At 65.2% G+C, this 17,292-nt stretch carries 18 protein-coding genes and 1 pseudogene; 11 read left to right on the top strand and 8 right to left on the bottom strand.

What is annotated here, in order from left to right; genetic code table 11:
- Together Y706_RS24200 and Y706_RS0107770 are read left to right on the top strand one after the other, a co-directional pair.
- Positions 1–627: maleylpyruvate isomerase family mycothiol-dependent enzyme (locus Y706_RS24200; RefSeq protein WP_043435411.1), on the top strand; the 627-nt coding region annotated here is incomplete at its 5' end.
- Positions 628–917: 290 nt separating this feature from the next.
- Positions 918–1,958: a Gfo/Idh/MocA family protein gene (locus tag Y706_RS0107770; protein WP_028276155.1), complete on the top strand. Its 1,041-nt coding sequence runs from the start codon at positions 918–920 to the stop codon at positions 1,956–1,958.
- A gap of 48 nt (positions 1,959–2,006) precedes the next feature.
- On the opposite strand, the gene Y706_RS0107765 is transcribed toward Y706_RS0107770, so the two are convergent.
- Both Y706_RS0107765 and Y706_RS0107760 read right to left on the bottom strand, forming a co-directional pair.
- Positions 2,007–3,125 (bottom strand): aminotransferase class V-fold PLP-dependent enzyme, encoded by a 1,119-nt coding sequence (locus Y706_RS0107765; RefSeq protein WP_028276154.1) that lies wholly within the window; start codon positions 3,123–3,125, stop codon positions 2,007–2,009.
- 12 nt (positions 3,126–3,137) lie between these two features.
- Positions 3,138–3,653: a mycothiol transferase gene (locus Y706_RS0107760; RefSeq protein ID WP_028276153.1), complete on the bottom strand. Its 516-nt coding sequence runs from the start codon at positions 3,651–3,653 to the stop codon at positions 3,138–3,140.
- 205 nt (positions 3,654–3,858) lie between these two features.
- Between Y706_RS0107760 and Y706_RS0107755 the strand changes: the two genes are divergently transcribed.
- Positions 3,859–4,968, top strand: a complete 1,110-nt coding sequence (locus Y706_RS0107755) for a Nickel transporter NicT (RefSeq protein ID WP_043435376.1) — start codon at positions 3,859–3,861, stop codon at positions 4,966–4,968.
- A 22-nt stretch (positions 4,969–4,990) separates the two neighbouring features.
- On the opposite strand, the gene Y706_RS27945 is transcribed toward Y706_RS0107755, so the two are convergent.
- The gene (locus Y706_RS27945) at positions 4,991–5,164 is read right to left on the bottom strand and encodes a choice-of-anchor Q domain-containing protein (RefSeq protein ID WP_253906718.1); all 174 of its coding nucleotides are present in this window, start codon (positions 5,162–5,164) and stop codon (positions 4,991–4,993) included.
- A gap of 357 nt (positions 5,165–5,521) precedes the next feature.
- Here Y706_RS27945 and Y706_RS0107745 point away from each other — a divergent pair, with 357 nt between their 5' ends.
- A complete protein-coding gene (locus Y706_RS0107745) occupies positions 5,522–6,466 on the top strand; it encodes an alpha/beta fold hydrolase (RefSeq protein WP_253906717.1) in 945 nt (314 codons plus the stop codon).
- Positions 6,467–6,468: 2 nt separating this feature from the next.
- Here the strand turns inward: Y706_RS0107745 and Y706_RS0107740 are convergent, their stop codons facing one another.
- On the bottom strand, positions 6,469–6,969 hold the full coding sequence (locus Y706_RS0107740) for a TetR/AcrR family transcriptional regulator (RefSeq protein ID WP_156945088.1): 501 nt from the start codon (positions 6,967–6,969) through the stop codon (positions 6,469–6,471).
- A gap of 234 nt (positions 6,970–7,203) precedes the next feature.
- On the opposite strand from Y706_RS0107740, the gene Y706_RS0107735 reads away from it, so the two are divergent.
- The 5 genes from Y706_RS0107735 to Y706_RS0107715 all read left to right on the top strand — a co-directional run bounded on the left by Y706_RS0107735 (position 7,204) and on the right by Y706_RS0107715 (position 12,765).
- Entirely contained in the window at positions 7,204–7,710 is a 507-nt protein-coding gene (locus tag Y706_RS0107735) for an LURP-one-related/scramblase family protein (RefSeq protein ID WP_028276149.1), read from the top strand.
- A gap of 14 nt (positions 7,711–7,724) precedes the next feature.
- On the top strand, positions 7,725–9,962 hold the full coding sequence (locus Y706_RS0107730) for a transglycosylase domain-containing protein (protein WP_043435370.1): 2,238 nt from the start codon (positions 7,725–7,727) through the stop codon (positions 9,960–9,962).
- A 131-nt stretch (positions 9,963–10,093) separates the two neighbouring features.
- A complete protein-coding gene (locus Y706_RS0107725) occupies positions 10,094–10,651 on the top strand; it encodes a hypothetical protein (RefSeq protein ID WP_028276147.1) in 558 nt (185 codons plus the stop codon).
- Positions 10,652–10,653: 2 nt separating this feature from the next.
- Positions 10,654–11,202: a hypothetical protein gene (locus Y706_RS0107720; RefSeq protein WP_028276146.1), complete on the top strand. Its 549-nt coding sequence runs from the start codon at positions 10,654–10,656 to the stop codon at positions 11,200–11,202.
- Between the two features lie 234 nt (positions 11,203–11,436).
- Positions 11,437–12,765 carry a wax ester/triacylglycerol synthase domain-containing protein gene (locus Y706_RS0107715; protein WP_028276145.1) on the top strand — a complete coding sequence of 443 codons (1,329 nt, stop codon included), beginning with the start codon at positions 11,437–11,439 and terminating at the stop codon, positions 12,763–12,765.
- A 647-nt stretch (positions 12,766–13,412) separates the two neighbouring features.
- Here the strand turns inward: Y706_RS0107715 and Y706_RS27935 are convergent.
- From Y706_RS27935 to Y706_RS0107700, 4 genes and pseudogenes are all read right to left on the bottom strand, one after another.
- Positions 13,413–13,544, bottom strand: a pseudogene (locus Y706_RS27935) (carboxymuconolactone decarboxylase family protein); the annotation flags it as partial.
- 30 nt (positions 13,545–13,574) lie between these two features.
- Positions 13,575–14,303, bottom strand: a complete 729-nt coding sequence (locus Y706_RS0107710) for a flavodoxin (protein WP_028276144.1) — start codon at positions 14,301–14,303, stop codon at positions 13,575–13,577.
- A gap of 113 nt (positions 14,304–14,416) precedes the next feature.
- Positions 14,417–15,274, bottom strand: a complete 858-nt coding sequence (locus Y706_RS0107705) for an aldo/keto reductase (protein ID WP_028276143.1) — start codon at positions 15,272–15,274, stop codon at positions 14,417–14,419.
- 65 nt (positions 15,275–15,339) lie between these two features.
- Positions 15,340–15,588: a hypothetical protein gene (locus tag Y706_RS0107700; protein WP_156945087.1), complete on the bottom strand. Its 249-nt coding sequence runs from the start codon at positions 15,586–15,588 to the stop codon at positions 15,340–15,342.
- 131 nt (positions 15,589–15,719) lie between these two features.
- On the opposite strand from Y706_RS0107700, the gene Y706_RS0107695 reads away from it, so the two are divergent.
- Both Y706_RS0107695 and Y706_RS27430 read left to right on the top strand, forming a co-directional pair.
- Positions 15,720–16,634, top strand: a complete 915-nt coding sequence (locus Y706_RS0107695; RefSeq protein WP_028276141.1) for a helix-turn-helix transcriptional regulator — start codon at positions 15,720–15,722, stop codon at positions 16,632–16,634.
- Positions 16,635–16,703: 69 nt separating this feature from the next.
- Positions 16,704–17,255, top strand: coding sequence for a TM2 domain-containing protein (locus Y706_RS27430; RefSeq protein ID WP_052355031.1), 552 nt, complete (start codon positions 16,704–16,706; stop codon positions 17,253–17,255).
- Positions 17,256–17,292 lie beyond the last annotated feature (37 nt).

The following is a 17,292-nucleotide window of genomic DNA, read 5'->3' as shown; positions in this document are numbered from 1 at the left end:
GGCGCCGTTCCGGCGTGCCCCGCCTGGACGCTCGAGCAGCTTTTCGGGCATCTCGGCTCAATCGAGAGGTGGGCAGCCGGGGTGGTCCGGACGGGCACCTTTGTCCAGGAAACTGCACCGCCGGCCGAGGGCGCCGCGGCCTGGTTTCTGGCGGGCACCGCACCCTTCCTCGAGACAATGACAGGCCTTGATCCAGAGAGCGAATGCTGGACCTTTGGCCCGCCGCCGCGCACCGCCCGGTTCTGGCTTCGGCGACAGGCCCACGAACATGCCATCCACCTGGTCGACGCCTGCCAGGCGCTTGGCCTGGAGATCCCCGCGCTGGCCGACAACTTCATGCTCGACGGTGTCGACGAGGTCCTGGCGATGTTCGCGCCGCGGCTACTGCGACTGGACCGGATGGCGCCCCCGGACAAAGCTGTGACCTTCCAGGTGCCAGGGGCCGCCAGCTGGACACTGGGACCTGGTGCCGCCGTGGCCTTGATTTCCGCCCCTGTGCCGGTGATGTATCTGGGTCTTTGGGGTCGATCCAACCTGGCAGAGAACGCCATCATTGAAGGTGACGCCGCCGCGGCCCTGCGTGTGCTTCGGGGTCCGCTCGGATGGCGCCCCCGGACAAAGCTGTGACCTTCCAGGTGCCAGGGGCCGCCAGCTGGACACTGGGACCTGGTGCCGCCGTGGCCTTGATTTCCGCCCCTGTGCCGGTGATGTATCTGGGTCTTTGGGGTCGATCCAACCTGGCAGAGAACGCCATCATTGAAGGTGACGCCGCCGCGGCCCTGCGTGTGCTTCGGGGTCCGCTCACACCGTGAGTTCCGGCATCGGGATTAGGATACGAACACGTCCCGCGAAGCCGTGGACGCTCCACGAGCCGCACGATGCTTTCGTGACCGCATGGTCGAAGGGAACCCAAACGCATGTCAGAGCACGCCACACCCGGCACCGCAGGTCTCTCCACGCCCCGGGCCAGATGGGGAATTCTCGGCACCGGGTTCATCGCCGGACTGCAAACGCCGGACCTGATCGACAACGGCTCGGTGGTCCAGGCCGTTGGCTCCAGGACCATGGCATCCGCGACCGAGTTCGCGGCCCGGTTTAAGATCCCCACGTCCCATGGAAGCTACGCGGACCTCGTGGCCGACCCGGACGTCGATGTTGTCTACGTTTCGACGCCGCACCCGTTCCATCACGAGAATGCGCTGTTGGCCCTGGACGCCGGTAAACACGTGCTGATCGAAAAGCCCTTCGCCATGAACGCCTGGCAGGCCCGGGAGATCGTGGAGCTCGCCGAGACGAAAGGGCTGATCGCCCTTGAGGCCATGTGGACCCGCTACCTTCCGCACATGGTCCGCATCCGTGAGCTGATTCGGTCCGGCGCCCTGGGCGAGGTCCGCACAGTGATCGCTGACCACAACCAGAATCTGCCCAAAGATCCGGCGCACCGCCTCAACGACCCGGCGCTGGGCGGCGGAGCGCTCCTGGACCTGGGCATCTACCCCGTCTCCTTCGCCTTCGACGTCTTCGGGGCGCCGACCGGGATCCGGGCAGCGGCCAGCATGACTGAAACCGGAGTTGACCGGCAGACCGCGATGATCTTCGAATACGGTGGCGGGCAGCAGGCCGTGCTGCACTGCGCGCTGGACACGGCAGGACCAAACCAGGCCTCGATCATCGGAACCGAAGGCCGGATCGAGATCCCGTCAGTCTGGTACACGCCGTCGGCCTTCACCAGATACGACGCCGACGGAAACGTCGTCGAGCGATTCGATGAACCCGTCACCGGCCGCGGCATGCAATACCAGGCGCAGGAAATGGAGCGGCTCATTGCGGCCGGCTCCATGGCCACCGACATCCTGCCGCCCCGGCAGAGCGTTCAGGTCATGGAGGCCATGGACGAAGTTCGGCGCCAGATCGGCCTCGCGTACGCCAGCGACGGTAAGGACCATGGGCGCGCCTAGTACCGGTGCTGCGGCGGCCCCAGTTTCCATGAGAGGCACCGCCGCCGCTCACCCTCGCCCGATCAGCCCGGCCACGCGATCGAGTTCTTCATCCAGATTGTAGAAATGTACCGCCAGCCGGATTCTGCCCTCCCGGACCGATGCCACCACGTTGGCCCGGCGGAACCGCGCCAGGACCGCCTCGGTGTCTGTCACCGGCACGGAGAAGATCGTGGAGCGGTGCTGCTCGGCGAACGGCCGGAACGCGGAGCCCTGCGCCGCCAGGGCCTCCTGAAGACGCAGGGCGAGCCGGGCGTTGCGATCGAGCAAGGCCCCGATGCCGAACCTGCGGAAGATGCCGAGCGCCGCCTGCTCGGCCAGGGCGGGAAACCACGCCAAGGAGGCGTCGAGCTTCGAGGCCGTGGGTGAGAGGTCCATGGCCGGTCCGTAGAAGCTCTCGGCCGGGTTGCGCGCGGCCTTCCAGCCGGGACCGACGGGTTGGATCCGGTCTAGCAGCCCGCTGCGGACATAGAGGTAGCCCATGCCCCTGGAGCCGAGCAGGAACTTGTGGCTCGCGGCGGCCAGGAAATCCACGCCGTCGCGCACCACATCCAGGGGCACCGCGCCCGCGGCCTGGCAGGCGTCGACGAAGAACCAGGCGCCGGAGCGGGCCGCGACCCGGCTGAGTGCGGCCAGGTCCGCCCGGTAGCCGTTGGCCGAATGGACGGCACTCACTGCGATCAGACGGGTGCCGCCGTCGGCCGCCTGGCCAAATTCCTCGGCCGTCACGCCGTCACCGCCCGGTGCCACGGCCCGGACCTCGTAACCGCGGTTGCGGAGCAGGAGCCAGGGGTAATAGTTCGAGGCGAATTCGTTCCCGGCAACCACGACGTTCTCGCCGCGCTTCGCCGGCGGCAGGTTGGCGGCCACTATCCCGGCGGCTGTGCTCACGGCCGGGACGATCGCGATCTCCCCCGCCGTCGCCCCGACGATCTCCGCGAACATGGTGCGTGCCTCCTCCCCTGCCCGCTCGGCATCCATCCAGTCGAACCTGCCGGCGGACCAGCGCTCGACGGCCAGTTCGTAGGCCTCGCGGGCGGGTGCACAGCCGACGTTCATCGAGGCGGTGTTGAGATAGATGGTCTCCTGTAGCCCCGGGAAGAGTCCGCGAATATCGGCCGTCTGCATGGCAGGGACCGCCTAGCCGTGCCCGCGCGCGGAATCCAGGCCCTTTGCGTAGGCCGCCTGCCCCACGTGCTGGAGGCAGTCGGCAATCGTGCTGACCAGCCGCACCCCGAGGGTGACGGGCGGGTCCCAGCGGGTATCGACGATCCGGTCGAAGTCGTCGTCGCCGAGGTTCTCCAGAAAATTCACGGTCTGCCGGTGGACGGCTTCGTAGTATTCGAGCAACAGTTCCGGCGGTGCCTGCACCGCGTCCACCTGGCCGCTCGTATGGCCGTAGCCCGTGTCCCGCTTGGAGAGCGGCAGGCCGAAGCGGGCGGCAAACCCTTCCGAGGTCCACACTTGGTCCAGGCCCGCGGCGGAGGCGACTTGCGCGTCCTCGACCCTGCTGAGGTGCCAGATGAGCCAGGCCATTGAATTCCCGTTGCCTCCGGGCCGTCGGAGCAGGGTGGCATCATCAACCCCGGCCAGGGCCGCGTCCACCGTCTCACGGATCCGGCCGAAGGCATCCAGCAGCAGTTCATTGGATTTCATCGAGTCCCCTCCCTGTGCATGATCGGAGTGCTGTGCATGATCGGTGAACCCCATGCTTGCATGGAGGCCGCACCGGCGGATAGGGCCGGGCATCGCCGTGTCAACGGTGCACGCGGAGACGATGCCGGGGGCAACACGGCCACGCGCAGTTCCGCAGTCCGCGAGGTCTTGGCAGCGGCGACCCCCGCGCCTACCCTTACGGATTATGAGCAACTTGTTGCCTGTAGCGCAGCCGGTTCGGGCGACGTCCAGTCGCTGGGAACGCCGGGACAAGTTCCATCTCGCCGGCATCACCGGCTTCGTACTCCTGCTCAACGTGGTCGGCTGGAGTGTGCTGACCCTGGCCGTGGCTCCGCAGAACTTCGCGCTGGGCCGCTCCGGCGTGTACGGGGTGGGCCTGGGCGTTACCGCCTTTCTGCTGGGGGTGCGGCACGCGTTCGACGCCGACCACATCGCCGTCATCGACAACACCACCCGCAAGCTGGTCGGCGAGGGAAAGGCCGCGCTGGGGGTGGGCTTCTGGTTCTCGCTGGGCCACTCCACCGTGGTGTTCGGCGCGGCGCTGCTCCTGGCCCTCGGCGCGAGGGCCATGGCCGGCACCGTGCAGGGCGGGGACTCGGCGCTGATGCAGACGCTTGGACTGGTGGGAAGCGTCGTGGCTGGAACGTTCCTGATCCTGATCGGTCTGATGAACCTCGTCTCGGTGGTCGGCATCGCCCGGGTGTTCCGCGGGATGCGGACCGGGGAACTGGACGAGGCTGAGCTTGAGCACCAGCTCAACAACCGGGGCTTCCTGGCAAGGCTCCTCGGCGGAACCATCCGGCGGATCACCAAGCCATGGCACATCTATCCCGTCGGCCTGCTGATGGGCCTGGGATTCGACACTGCCTCCCAGGTAGCCCTGCTCGTGCTCGCCGCCGGTTCCGCGGCCTTCTCCCTGCCCTGGTACGCCATCCTGGTCCTGCCGGTGCTGTTCGCCTCCGGAATGAGCATTTTCGACACCGCCGACGGCGTGTTCATGTCCAGGGCTTATGGGTGGGCGTTCCTGAAGCCGGTCCGCAAGGTCTTCTACAACCTCACAGTCACGGTGCTCTCGGTGATTGTGGCCCTGGTGGTCGGTGTCACCGTGCTGCTTGGGCTCGTGGCGGACAAGTTGGGACTCGAATCGGGGCCGGCGGCCGCCATCGGTTCGCTGGACCTCGAAAACGTCGGGTACATCATCGTCGGCCTCTTCGTCATCATCTGGCTGATCGCGCTCGCCGTCTGGAAATTTGGCCGGATCGAGCAGCGCTGGAGCCACGCCGGCACCAGCTGAGCCGATGCTGGCACAACGTAGGTCAGCAGCTGGGCGAGTCGAACTCGTAGGCCCCCGAATCGGCAGCGGCCGTCCCGTTGCAGTCCCCGTCCTGGGACACGGGACTTCCGGCGAGGTCGACGGCGGACAGGCTCGTTCCGGCGCGGTCGATGGCCGGGCTGGTGCCGGTCAGGTGGAGATCGGCCGGTGCGTTCACGAAGCGCGCAGACGCAGTCGTGGACTCCCGAAGCCCGGGCCGGCGCCGGGAGGCCCACCGCCAACCAGCCGGCCGTGAGGATCAGGGGGTTACGGCTGCGCGGGCAGAATTGATTCTCATGGCGAGTGGGCGGGGGTTGTAAAAAGCTTGGGCTTGATCAACCAGAGCTTTATCTCAAACAGCGCTGTATAATTTATTTTGGTCAACAAAAGTGCCTGACCGGACCGGTCCCAGCGCGGAGACGTCGCACCGCCTACCTCAGTTCCTTCGTTCTGGAGTCTTGCCATGATGCCGCGCCCTACCCGCCCAGCCCTGGACAATCCGCCCCGCAGGCGTCGGTGGAGGCGGGGCCTGCGCATGGCGGGGGTGGTGGCGCTGAGCGTTGCCGGCTTGCTCGCCGCCTCGACGTCGGCCAATCTCATCCTGGAACAGTTCGAAAAGTCCCACACGGTCGCATACGGCGAAAAGGTTCACCTCATTGAGGGAACCATCAATGTCATCCGCACCGGCGAGACCGGGCCGACGGTCGTGCTGCTCAGTGGACTCGGGACCCCTGCCCCGGGGCTCGATTTTGCCCCCTTGGTCCGGGAAATGCGCGGCTTCCGAACAGTGATTGTTGAGGGATTCGGCTACGGCTTAAGCGACATGACTGCCCGGCCAAGGACCGTAGAAAACATCGCCGAAGAACTTCATAAAGTGCTGTTAAAGCTCGGCATCAGAGCGCCCTACACTCTCATGGGCCACTCGATCGCCGGCTTTTCCACGCTGTACTACGCGAACAAGTATCCAGCGGAGGTGTCCGCCGTTATCGGCATCGACCCTACCGTCCCGGCCAGCAGAATGTCCACGGGCGGAACCACCGACCCCGCCGAGGTGCCTGCAGCGGACTACTGGTGGGCGCATGCACCCTCGACCACAGGCCTGGTCCGCTGGGCCACGGCGCTGGGTTTTGGAGAACCCGGCGGCGGCAGCTTCACGGCAGCTGAACGCCAACAAATGCGTCAGATAGCGAGCTGGAACTTCGGCAACCCGGCAGTCACTGATGAAACTCTCCGGATGGGCGGGAATGCCGCCAAGCTCCAGGATCTCCGCTACCCCGACGCCCTTCCGGTGCTCTACTTCCTGTCACAGGACACGATGAACCAGCAGCCGGACTGGTACGGCGCGCACGAACGGCAGCTGGCCAACGTACGGCGCCACGAGCTGGTGGTCCTTGGGAGCGAGCACTACCTGCACTGGACGCAGTCCAAGGCCATGGCAACGAAGATCGCCGAGTTCCTGCGCCACGGCGGCACCCAGTAGATCTAGTGGAGAGATTTATCGGTCGGCAGGTCCGGCGGGACCAGGAGGGCCCGGATCGTTGACGGAAGGATCTTTGCCGCCGCCACCTCATCCAGTCGTTCCGCCCGGATTTCGGCCGCCGCGCTGTGGAGGATGGCGTAGAAGCAGGCGGCCTGCCACGTGAGGGAATGATCGGTACGGAAGATCCCCTCACTCCTGCCCTTTTCCAGTACCGACATCACCCGGGCCAGCGGCTTGTCGTGGTGAGCCCTGATTTGGTCGGTTGAGAGGTATGGTTCGGCCGCTGCCAAAAGCGCGTTGAATTGATGGAGGACCCGCCAGGATGACTGGACGATCTCCTGCAGGGAGTTCCAGGTGTCTTGCTCGATGTCAACAGCGGCGAGTTCGGCCTCGGCGCGGTCCATGGCTCTCTCGAACACGGCGCCAACCAGGTCCTTCCGGTCTGCGAAGTGCCCGTAGAGGGTCACCCTGCCCACCCCCGCAACCCGAGCAATTTCAGCCATGCTTGCCCCGGGATTGTCACTGAGGCGTGTCAACGCGGCGTCAATGATGGCATCTTTGTTCCGGACGGCGTCCGCCCGCTTGGTGCGTTCTTTCTGCTCTTCCGGCACCGGCCCTCCCAGCCCCTTTGACTACTCAAACAATGATGTTCAGGTTACCAGCGAGGACACTTCAGCGGCCCGGACCATCCGGTTCGGGTGAGGTGCCGGCCGGCGGAGCGGTCCTATGGTCAGGGCATGGGACTATTGCGGCACCGGCATGACGAACCCATGGGCGAGCGGTTTCAGATGCGCGAGAAACTGCTGTCGATCGGGGACGACTTCTGGATCGAAGACAGCCACGGCCAACGCGCCTACAAGGTCAACGGCAAGGCGGTCCGAATCCGGGACACGTTCGTTTTGGAGGACGCCTCGGGAAACGAGGTGGCGCGAATCCAGGAGCGCAAGCTCTCGGTCCGGGACAAGGTGGCCATCGAACGCGGCGGCGACACCGCTGCGACGGTGCACAAGGCCCTGGTAGGGCTCCGGGACCGCTTCTCGATCGACGTAAAAGGCGGCCCCGACATGAAGGCACACGGCAACATCGTCGACCACGAGTACGAGATCGAGCGCGACGGCCATACGGTCGCCACGATCTCCAAGAAGTGGTTCCGCGTGCGCGAGTCCTACGGCGTCGAAATCGCGGGCGGCGAGGACGTCCCGCTCTTGCTGGCGATCACCGTCGCCATCGACTCATTGACCTAGCCTGTCCAGGCACCATGTCGCCCAGGAAAAGCACCGGATCCCTAGTAGCCGCGACCCTGTGGAGGCTGTTCGGCTTCCTGACGGCGAGCGCGGTTTGCGGCGTCCTGGCCGCCAGCCTTCTGGTCCCCACGGTGGCCGCGACCGGCGTAGCCGTCAGCGACTCGATCAAATTGTTCAACAGCCTCCCCTCGGAACTGACAGTTGATCCGCCGTCGGAATCGACCAGGGTGCTCACCGCCGACGGGAAACCGATCGCCACCTTCTATGCTGAAAACCGCGTGAAGGTCCGGCTCGACCAGATGTCCCCGTACATCAAGGACGCGATCGTCGCGATCGAGGACCGCCGCTTTTACGAACATGCCGGCATTGACCCCCAGGGGATTCTCCGGGCGCTGGTGTCCAACTTGACCAACGGCGGCAGGCAGGGCGCCTCCACCCTGACCCAGCAGTACGTCACCAACGTGCTCAACGAATCCCTAGTGTCGGCGGACAAGGGCGACCAGATTGTCCTCAACGGGCAAAAGAGCATGGCCGACAAGATCCGCGAGATGAGGCTCGCCGTCGAACTGGAGAAGAAATACACCAAGGACCAGATCCTGGAGGGGTACCTGAACATCGTGTTTTTCGCCCGGGACGCCTACGGCATCGAAGCTGCGTCCCGCTACTTCTTCAACACCACTGCCAAGGACCTCACGCTGCCCCAGGCTGCCCTGCTGGCCGGCCTCGTGAACAGCCCCAGCTTTTACAATCCTGACGTTCATCCGGAAAACGCCGTCCAGCGGCGCAACCAGGTTCTCGCCAAGATGCTCAGCTATGGCGCCATCACCCTAGCGCAGCACGATGCGGCCGTAGCCGCCCCGGTGGATCTCAAGATCACCCCCGGGAGGCAGGGGTGCGCCGGCGCGGAAATGGCACCGTACTTCTGCGACTACGTCTCCCACCTCATTCTCAACAACCCGGCCTACGGCGCGGATATTGGCGAACGCGAGCGGAAGCTGTTCCGCGGCGGCCTGACCATCACCACCACCCTGGACAGCCGGCTCCAATTGGCCGCGCAGGCGCAGGTCGATGCCACGGCCGGGGCCAACCCGGACAAATGGGGCGCCGCGATGGTCTCCATCGCACCCGGCACCGGCAAGATCCTGGCGATGGCGCAAAACACCGTGTTTCTCCCGGCACCTGGCAAATTCGACACGCAACTGAACTTCAACGTCGATTCCAAGGACGCCAACGGCAACGATCTCAACGGCGCCGGCGGATTCCAGCCCGGTTCCACCATGAAACCGTTCACGTTTGCCGAATGGCTCAACGAGGGCAAATCCCTGACCGCCATGGTGGACGCCTCCCGGCGGTCCTATCCCCTCGGGTTTCCATGGAGGTCCAGCTGCGGCAGGGTGCTCGGCGCCTACAGCACCAGCCAAAAACAGCTCGGCGCCGCGGATGACCTGCAGAACAACGACCCCGGGTACTACCGCAGGATGCCCGTCAACTACGGTCTCTACAACTCCATCAACACCGCCACCTTCGCCGAGGCCACTCAGCTAGATTTCTGCGGCATCCAGAAAATGGTGGACGCCGCAGGGATCCATAGCGGCGTGGACAACGCCCGGGTGAACATGCACCAGCTGGGCAATCTGCTGGGCGCCATTGGCGTAGCGCCGCTCCATCTGGCCAACGCGTTTGCCACCTTTGCCAACGACGGCACCTACTGCGCACCGATTGCCATTTCGGCAGTGAACGACGCGGCGGGACAGAAACTGCCGGCCGAGACCAGCTCCTGTCACAGGGCGATCAAGCCCGAGGTCGCCCGCGGCGTGAACGCCGTGCTGCAGGACGTGCTGAAACGCGGGTCCGGCGTTTACATCAAGCCCAAGGTCCAGGAGCGGTTCCCGGTCGCGGCCAAGACGGGCACGTCCAATACCAATGGCGCCACCTGGGTGGTGGGCTACACAAGCGGCCTCGCGACGGCTTCCTTCTTCGGCGACGCCCTGGAGGGCCAGAAGAGGCCCGGGCAGAACATCACCGTCAACGGGAAGTTCTACAAGGCCATTGACGGCTACATGCTCGCCGGACCGCAGTGGGCGAACTACATGCGACAGGTCGCCCGTTACTACCCCACCGCCCCCTTCCCGGCGCCGCCGGAGTCCATGACCCGGACGCCCTCCGGGAGCCGCACGCCCTCCGGGAGCCGCACGCCCCCGGCGACCCGCACGCCGTGCTTCCCCGGTGTTAATGGTGCCTTGTGTCGCTGACACGGGCCCGAAATGCTCCGGATCCAAAGCCGCACTCTATGCCAACGGGGCCCGGAGCCTCTATCCTCTTGCCATGGGAGACGGGCCCAATTTCCGGCGAGGGGAATCGCGCCACCGCGCGCGGGTGGCTCATGAATCCCGATAGCGCCCAGCCCCACGACAACTACGACGCGTTCCTGTCGAGGCTGGACGCCGCCACTAGCAGCCTGAGCACCCGGGCCGCGTCGCTGGACAAAGCGCTGGCAGCCGTTTCCCTCCTCTTGGGACCATCTGAGTCCGCCGTCCGGAAATGGGAACGACGGCGCCATTACGTCGGTGAGCAGCTCGCCGTTCACTCCGGGTCCCCGCAGTCCTACACCGCGCTGTGCGAACTCCACGTCGTGGCAGGAAAGATGGAATCAATGCTCCGCGGCCGTGTCCAGCGTGTCACCGAGAAGCTGGCGGTCATGCAAGGGCGTCGTGAGGCCATCGACAAGTCGCTGCTGGAGCTTGAGCTGAGCAGAATTAAGCTGACGTCGTCCCGGATGCTGTCACAGGACCGCGAAAAGTTGAGCAGCATCTTTTCCGAAATCGCCGGCTCCACCGCGGCCACAGGAGCCATTCCCGATATGGGGTTGCTGGGCGATCTCAAGGAAGCACGCGAGGCAATCATCCTGGCCGAAGCGCTCATGGAAGTGAAGGGGTACTAATCATGGAAATTTCACGGCGCGATCAGCCCCGGAAGGACATCGTCGCCCTCGTTCGCTGGTCAAAGAAACCGGGCGAAAACCCCGTCTTCAAGTTCATCATGTCGAGTATTTTGGGGCTGATCCTGTGCCTGTTCCTGATGATATTTCTGCCCTTCCTCAGAAGTTTCGGTGCCCTGGTTTTGTTCACCCTCTTCTTCGCCGCGCTTCTGACGGTGCGCACGGTCATGGCCCAGCAGCGCTTCATGCGGGGGCTGACCAAGAGGATCAATGACACCCTCGCAGAGGTCACGAGCAGCCCGGGTGACCAATTGTCGGTCAGGCAATTCCGGCACATGACCAAGACCGGCGAGCATCTTCCGCTCCTTGTCAGCGGCGTACCCGGGCTGAACCTGCATGTGGCCCGGGCGTCAACTCTGGAGAAACATGCCCCCGAGAAATGGGTTGCGGTGTTCACTGTTGTGCCTCCGGAGAACGGAACCGCCAGCTTCGACCGCCTGGTGGCGGCAGCAGTCAACGCCGGCCCCGGTACCACCAGCGCGAAAGCGTCCTAGCGGCGGGGCTTGCCGCCGTCGTTGTTCCAAATCATTCAGGGCCGCTGGTGGCTTTTCGGCTATGGCGGGCAAGCGGGACGTTCTGCCCTATCCTCTGGGCCGCGTACGCTCAACAGTGAGGACATGACGACCACGTCGGGTCGCCGGCTGTCTCTGCTCAGCAACTTGTGGGTTGCTGTTTTCTTCCCTCCCAGGAGTGCAGGGAATTCAGAGATCTGGTTCCGGGGACCGAAAATGACGCCAAGACAACATGTTGACCGGGTGAGCGCCGAGGACATGATGTCCTTGGACGCGGACATCGGCTCAGCGCCAATGCAAGTCGGGGCCATCCTCATGCTCAGCACGGAAGGCAGCGAAGATTCGGCACCCCTCTTGGAAGCACTGGCGCGTCGGCTCGGCACTGTCCCCCGGCTGCGCCAGCGGCTGGTCTCTGTCCCCTTTGGCTGCGGGCGGCCCATTTGGGCGGATGATTCCGGCTTTGATCCAGCACACCATCTGGGCGTGATCGCCTGTCCGGCGCCCGGCGGTGAGGAAGCGGTGCTGAACATTGCGGCCGAAATGCTCGCTGCGCCGCTGTCCCGCGACCGTCCTCTCTGGTCAGCCAAGCTCATCACCGGCGTGAGCCCGGACCTGTCAGCGCTTGTTTTCGTCTTTCATCATGTCCTCACGGATGGAATTGGAGGTCTCGCCGTCTTGGAGGCCCTGGCAGCCGCGGAAGCCGGGTGGGACGGTCGCCGGGAGCCAGAGATTCCATACTCGGCGCTGCACCTGGCCATTGATGCTGCAAGGAGCCGAGTCAACGCACTGGCCGGGCTCCCGGCCGCACTGCGGACCGCAGCCGCCGGAGCCTCCGAACTGCGGCAGACGGGCAAACCCCGGGCTGCCCGCACCTCACTCAACCGCCCGACGGGTCCGCAACGGACGCTTGCCGTCCTCCGCTGCGACATGGAGGCAGTCAGAACCGCCGCGCACATGCAGGGAGCGACGGTCAACGATCTCATCCTCACCGCCGTCGCGACAGCCCTGCACCGCCTGCTCCTGGCACGGGGCGAATATGTTGAAGAGTTCGTCATCTCCGTGCTGTTTTCTGCACGCCGCCACACGACAATCACCTATCTGGGGAACCGGAGCGGCATCATCCCGGTGACCGTTCCCGCGGTCGGTCCGGCCAAAGGACGGGTGGCAGCTGTTGCCGCAACGATGAGGAGTGTCAAGCAGCGGCCTCCCGGGGCCTCCACTGCAATCATCGGCCCCATATCCCGGGTCGCAGCGCACCTTGGCGCCTACCGCTTCGTCATAGACCACCAACACCTTGTCCATACATTCGTCACGAACCTGCGGGGGCCCGAACGCGCCCTGGCGATCGCGGGCAGGCCGGTAACCGGGATCATTCCACTCGGAGCGATCAGCGGTAACGTAACGGTTGCCTTTGCAGTCCTCTCCTACGCCGGCACGCTGACCATCACCACAATTGCCGATCCCGGGACTTGCCCGGACCTGACAGGACTGCGTGACGAACTTTCCAGCGCACTTGAAGCTTTGATGGTGACTGGGCCTTCATAAGCTTCGGCGTATTTCCAGGCATTTACGGACCTTTGTCCAAAAGCCCGGACCGGCGCCATCGTGTGTCATCCGCCCGGTCGAGGGGCTCTTCGACGTGTCCCTCCGGTAGACATGACTGTGAACGGTTGGATCCGTACTCAGCAGCCAGTCCACGACGCCCAAGAATTGGGCCAGCGAGTCCTGCTGGAGCGCTTCCTCGCGTGAGAGTTTGTGGCCCCAAAGGGGTGAGTCAGGGTATGGCTGGGCTGCGTCCACCACAGTAGCCGCCGGTTCTCGGGCTCCAGCTGTGGGACCGACTCGGCAGCCGAAGCTCACTCGCTCTCCGGTGGCCCCGTCCCCGAATGGGCCAAATATGACATCGATCCACGCCTCATGTTCTTCGCCATGGTGATGAAGTGCTGACTTCGCAATGGCATGGGTGCGGCCATTCATCAGGCTGAAGTGATCCACAACGACGAAGGTCGTCCCGCAACAGGAGCATTCCTGCTCACGAATGTCCGGCGCGCCGTCCAAGCTCAAGGTCATGCCCCGACCCTAATCGATGGACTGAGTGTCCTGCCCGCAACCGGGCCATAACTTTAAGCATTGGGGCCGCGCCCTCTTTGTCGACGGCTAGTGCTCGGACACCTTACGTTGCCGCCTCGCCGTCAGGGGGTGAATATTTCCTTGGCTACCGTGATGGCGGACATCGCTTTGGGCCAGCCGGCGTAGAAGGCCAGGTGGATGATGGCCTCTTTGAGTTCGGTCTCGGTCAGGCCGTTGGCCTTTCCGGAGATGTGAGCAGTGGATTGGGATTGGCTGCGGGGAGATTACCCTGCCGGGCTTGAACAGTCCTGGAGGAGCCGTGCCCGGCGCAGCCAGGCCTCGACAGCCGGCCCGGCGTCCCGGACTGTCTCGCCCCGCACCGCTAGCCCTTCGCCGATGACGGCCCCGGGGCAGGAGCGGGCGTAGTCCCGTTCAGTGGTGCCGAGACCGCTCATGGCGTGGGTGGTGACGGGGTGGACTGTCTTGCCGGTGAAGTCATAGCTCTCGGCGAATGTCGTCATGATCATCGGCGCCCGGACGTTCCAGATCCCGCTGGCCAGCAGCACGGTGTCGTAGTCCTCGATCGAGGGCAGCGGCGAGACGATGGCCGGGCGTGCGTTGCCGTCCTGCTCGCGGACGTTGCGCGCGACGGTCGCGTCGTAGCCGTCGGAGTAGGGGTCGGCGGCCTCGATGCGGTGCACGTCGCACGCAATGAGGGTGCCGATCATGCCGGCCAGTACTTCGGTGTTGCCGACGTCGAGGTTGGTGCGACCGCCGTAGTCATAGTTCTCCCCCGCGCGGGAGAAGTAGGCGAGCAGGACACGCCGGCTCTTCCGGGGTTCCGGCGTGATCTGTGCGGAGGAAGAGTTGGCCGTGACTTGTGGGGGCATGGGGGTGTCCTGTTCTACCGGGCGGCAACCCGAGGTTCCGGCCGTGATCATGGCGGCGCCCAGACCGCTGAGGGCCGAGCGCAGGGCTGAGCGCCGGCCAACGGTCTCTGGGCTGGTGTTCATCACGGGTCTCCCTGGTCGTGATTGCCGCCCCGGGCCGGCGGTGGCCCGGGGCGGAGGGCAAAGGGGTCCGTCCGGGTGACGGGTCGGGCCACCCGGACGGAAGGCGGGTGTGGTTAGTCGATCCGGCGTCCGCCCAGCCAGCTGACCATGGCGGGGTCGCGGTGGTCGAAGAAGAGGCTGGCGCCGGTGTCCAGGGTGGCGATCCGGCTCATCTGCTCATCGGTGAGCTCGAAGTCGAAAACATCGAGGTTCTGGGCCATCCGGTCGGGCCGGACGGATTTGGGAATGACGACGACATCGCGCTGGATGAGCCAGCGGAGGACGACCTGGGCCACGGACTTGCTGTGCGCCTCGGCGATGGCGCTGAGGAGCGGATCGGTGAACAGGTTGTTCTTTCCCTCGGCGAACGGGCCCCAGGACTCGATCTGGACGCCGCGTTCGCGCATCAGTTCCTGGTCGGTGGCGCGCTGGTGGAAGGGGTGGGTTTCGATCTGGTTGACGGCCGGGACGATCTCGTTGTGGTCGATGAGGTCGACCAGGCGGTCGGGGTGGAAGTTGGACACGCCGATCGCGCGGGCCAGGCCTTCCTTGTTGATTTCCTGCATGGCCCGCCACTCGCTGTAGTAGTCCCCGAGCGGCTGGTGGATCAGGTACAGGTCGAGGTAGTCCAGCCCCAGCCGTTCCAGGGAGTTTCCGAAGGCGCGCCTGGTGTCGTCCAGAACGTTGCCGGCGGGTGCGTGCTGGATCCATAGCTTGGTAGTGATGAAGAGCTCCTCGCGGGGGATCCCGCTGGCCTTGATCGCGGCGCCGACGGCTTGTTCGTTGCCGTAGGAGGCGGCCGTGTCCAGGTGGCGGTAGCCGGCCGAGAGGGCGGCTTCGACGGCGGCTTGGGTTTCGCCGTCGGGGATCTGGAAGACACCGAAGCCGAGGATCGGCATCTGGACGCCGTTGTTGAGGGTCACGTTATTCATGGGATTTCCTTTGTGCGGGTTAACGCTTGGTTTCGGATGGGCTCGTGGCGTGGCCCGTGGTTCTGTCACGCTGAGGGCCGGGATGCTTCCCTATGCCGCAGTCGCAGGGACGCGGCGATGAGGATGAGGAGGAGGACGGCGGTGGTGCCGAGGCCCAGGCGGAGTCCGTCCATGAAATTGTGCCCGGCGAGGAGAGCGCCATAGATGGCGACGCCGAGGGAGCCGCCGACCTGCCGGGCGGTGTTGATGGCTGCCGCCAGCGATGCTCGCGGCCGGGCCACCATTTTCGAGGGGCTGAGCGTGGATGAAGACATGGTGTCCTTGCAGGATGGCGATACGGGACTCATTCAAGAAAACCAGTCAATTTGTGCGCCCGGGAGTACCTGCCGTGCGGTGTACTGCCAGTTCCTGTTAGGCCGGACCGGGGCGTCGTAGCGTAGAGGCCATGGAGAACAGTAAAGACGTCCGCGAGTTCCTCATGAGCCGGCGCTCGCGCATCACCCCCGCCCAGGCCGGGTTGCCCGCCTACGGCGGCACGAGGCGGGTGGCTGGCCTCAAACGCGAGGAAGTGGCCATGCTCACCGGCGTCAGCACCGAATACTATGCCCGGCTCGAACGGGGAAACCTGCGGGGAGTATCCGAGAGCGTCCTCGAATCCCTCGCCGCCGCGCTCCAGCTCGACGAGGCCGAACGGGCCCACCTGCTCGATCTGGCCAGGGCCGCCGCGCCATCGCGGGAACCTGGGAAGCGCCGGGTACGGGCCGAAGTCCGGCCCAGCATAGAGCGGATACTGGCCGGGATGACCGGCACTCCCGCCTATGTCCGTACCAGCCGCATGGACATCGTGGCTGCCAACAGCCTCTGCTTCGCCCTCTACGAGGGCATCCTCAGCCCCGCGACCCTGCCGTTGAACCTCGCACGGTTCATGTTCCTGGACCCGCGTTCCGGGGATTTCTTTCTCGAATGGAACACCCTCGCAGATGACCTTGCCGCCGCCCTCCGCACTGAAGCAGGCCGCAACCCGCACGACAGAGCCTTGAACAGCCTCATTGGTGACCTCGCCACCGGAAGCACGGAATTCTCGACACGCTGGGCACGGCACAACGTCCGCGTCCACCGCTCGGCCCGCAAGACACTGCACAACCCGCTCATCGGAGACATCGAACTCACCGGTGACGCACTCGAAATCCCCGGAGAGGGCCTGACCCTCATCGCCTACACCGCCGAACCCGGAAGCCAAGCCCGGGAACAGCTCGACTTCCTCACCAGCTGGAGTGCCACCGGAAAACGTCCGGCCGAACCGGCTGCGGCCAACGCAACGGCCATGCCTCCGGAACGCGAGTCGCAGGACGGACCGTGACGGTGCATGTCGCAAGCGCACACCGGATGCCTGTGGACATCCGGACGTGGCTGTTCCAGAATCGGGAATGTGCCCAGGACCGAGCAGTACGGGCTTGTCTTCGACGGTGAACTGCCGCCGATGCGTTCCCTGCACACGGCGTGGCTGCTGGCATTGTTCCTGGGCTTCAGCGGCGCGGACAGATTCTACCTCCACAAGCCGGGTACCGGCACCTTGAAGCTGTTGACGCTGGGCGGCGCCGGCATCTGGTGGCTCATTGACCTATTCCGGATCACCAATGAGTACGCCGCCGACGGGGCATCCATGCCGTTGGCCGGGACCAACTCCCTGCGACGCGGCCTGCGTCTGGCCTCGACTGCCCTGGTCGTCACCCTCGCCGGTGCGGTGGTCTGCGTCAGCGCCGCCCCCGTCACCGGGACTGTCACCGCCACAGTTGCCGCGATAAACGCAGTGCTGCATCCGGCCCCGCCGCCCCCGGTGAAAGAATGGGTCACCGTCGCGGAGGCCTCCGGCACGAAACCCCCGGGCGCACTCGTAACCCTCACCGGCAGGCTTCACATCGAGTACACGTTCACCGGCGCCGCCATTGCCTATCTCCAGCCCGTACAGTTGCCGCGATAAACGCAGTGCTGCATCCGGCCCCGCCGCCCCCGGTGAA

The organism is Arthrobacter sp. I3, assembly GCF_000520575.1.
Lineage (GTDB): Bacteria > Actinomycetota > Actinomycetes > Actinomycetales > Micrococcaceae > Arthrobacter > Arthrobacter humicola_A.
The sequence above is the reverse complement of the archived record's forward strand: the minus strand, read 5'-3'. Positions and strand labels throughout refer to the sequence as shown.

What these genes read in the sequence shown, in the direction of transcription:
- Y706_RS0107770 (WP_028276155.1), top strand. Translation starts at nt 918, where the DNA reads ATGTCAGAGCACGCCACACCCGGCACCGCAGGTCTCTCCACGCCCCGG.
- Y706_RS0107765 (WP_028276154.1), bottom strand. Translation starts at nt 3,125, where the DNA reads ATGCAGACGGCCGATATTCGCGGACTCTTCCCGGGGCTACAGGAGACC.
- Y706_RS0107760 (WP_028276153.1), bottom strand. Translation starts at nt 3,653, where the DNA reads ATGAAATCCAATGAACTGCTGCTGGATGCCTTCGGCCGGATCCGTGAG.
- Y706_RS0107755 (WP_043435376.1), top strand. Translation starts at nt 3,859, where the DNA reads ATGAGCAACTTGTTGCCTGTAGCGCAGCCGGTTCGGGCGACGTCCAGT.
- Y706_RS0107745 (WP_253906717.1), top strand. Translation starts at nt 5,522, where the DNA reads ATGGCGGGGGTGGTGGCGCTGAGCGTTGCCGGCTTGCTCGCCGCCTCG.
- Y706_RS0107740 (WP_156945088.1), bottom strand. Translation starts at nt 6,969, where the DNA reads ATGGCTGAAATTGCTCGGGTTGCGGGGGTGGGCAGGGTGACCCTCTAC.
- Y706_RS0107735 (WP_028276149.1), top strand. Translation starts at nt 7,204, where the DNA reads ATGGGACTATTGCGGCACCGGCATGACGAACCCATGGGCGAGCGGTTT.
- Y706_RS0107730 (WP_043435370.1), top strand. Translation starts at nt 7,725, where the DNA reads ATGTCGCCCAGGAAAAGCACCGGATCCCTAGTAGCCGCGACCCTGTGG.
- Y706_RS0107725 (WP_028276147.1), top strand. Translation starts at nt 10,094, where the DNA reads ATGAATCCCGATAGCGCCCAGCCCCACGACAACTACGACGCGTTCCTG.
- Y706_RS0107720 (WP_028276146.1), top strand. Translation starts at nt 10,654, where the DNA reads ATGGAAATTTCACGGCGCGATCAGCCCCGGAAGGACATCGTCGCCCTC.
- Y706_RS0107715 (WP_028276145.1), top strand. Translation starts at nt 11,437, where the DNA reads ATGACGCCAAGACAACATGTTGACCGGGTGAGCGCCGAGGACATGATG.
- Y706_RS0107710 (WP_028276144.1), bottom strand. Translation starts at nt 14,303, where the DNA reads ATGAACACCAGCCCAGAGACCGTTGGCCGGCGCTCAGCCCTGCGCTCG.
- Y706_RS0107705 (WP_028276143.1), bottom strand. Translation starts at nt 15,274, where the DNA reads ATGAATAACGTGACCCTCAACAACGGCGTCCAGATGCCGATCCTCGGC.
- Y706_RS0107700 (WP_156945087.1), bottom strand. Translation starts at nt 15,588, where the DNA reads ATGTCTTCATCCACGCTCAGCCCCTCGAAAATGGTGGCCCGGCCGCGA.
- Y706_RS0107695 (WP_028276141.1), top strand. Translation starts at nt 15,720, where the DNA reads ATGGAGAACAGTAAAGACGTCCGCGAGTTCCTCATGAGCCGGCGCTCG.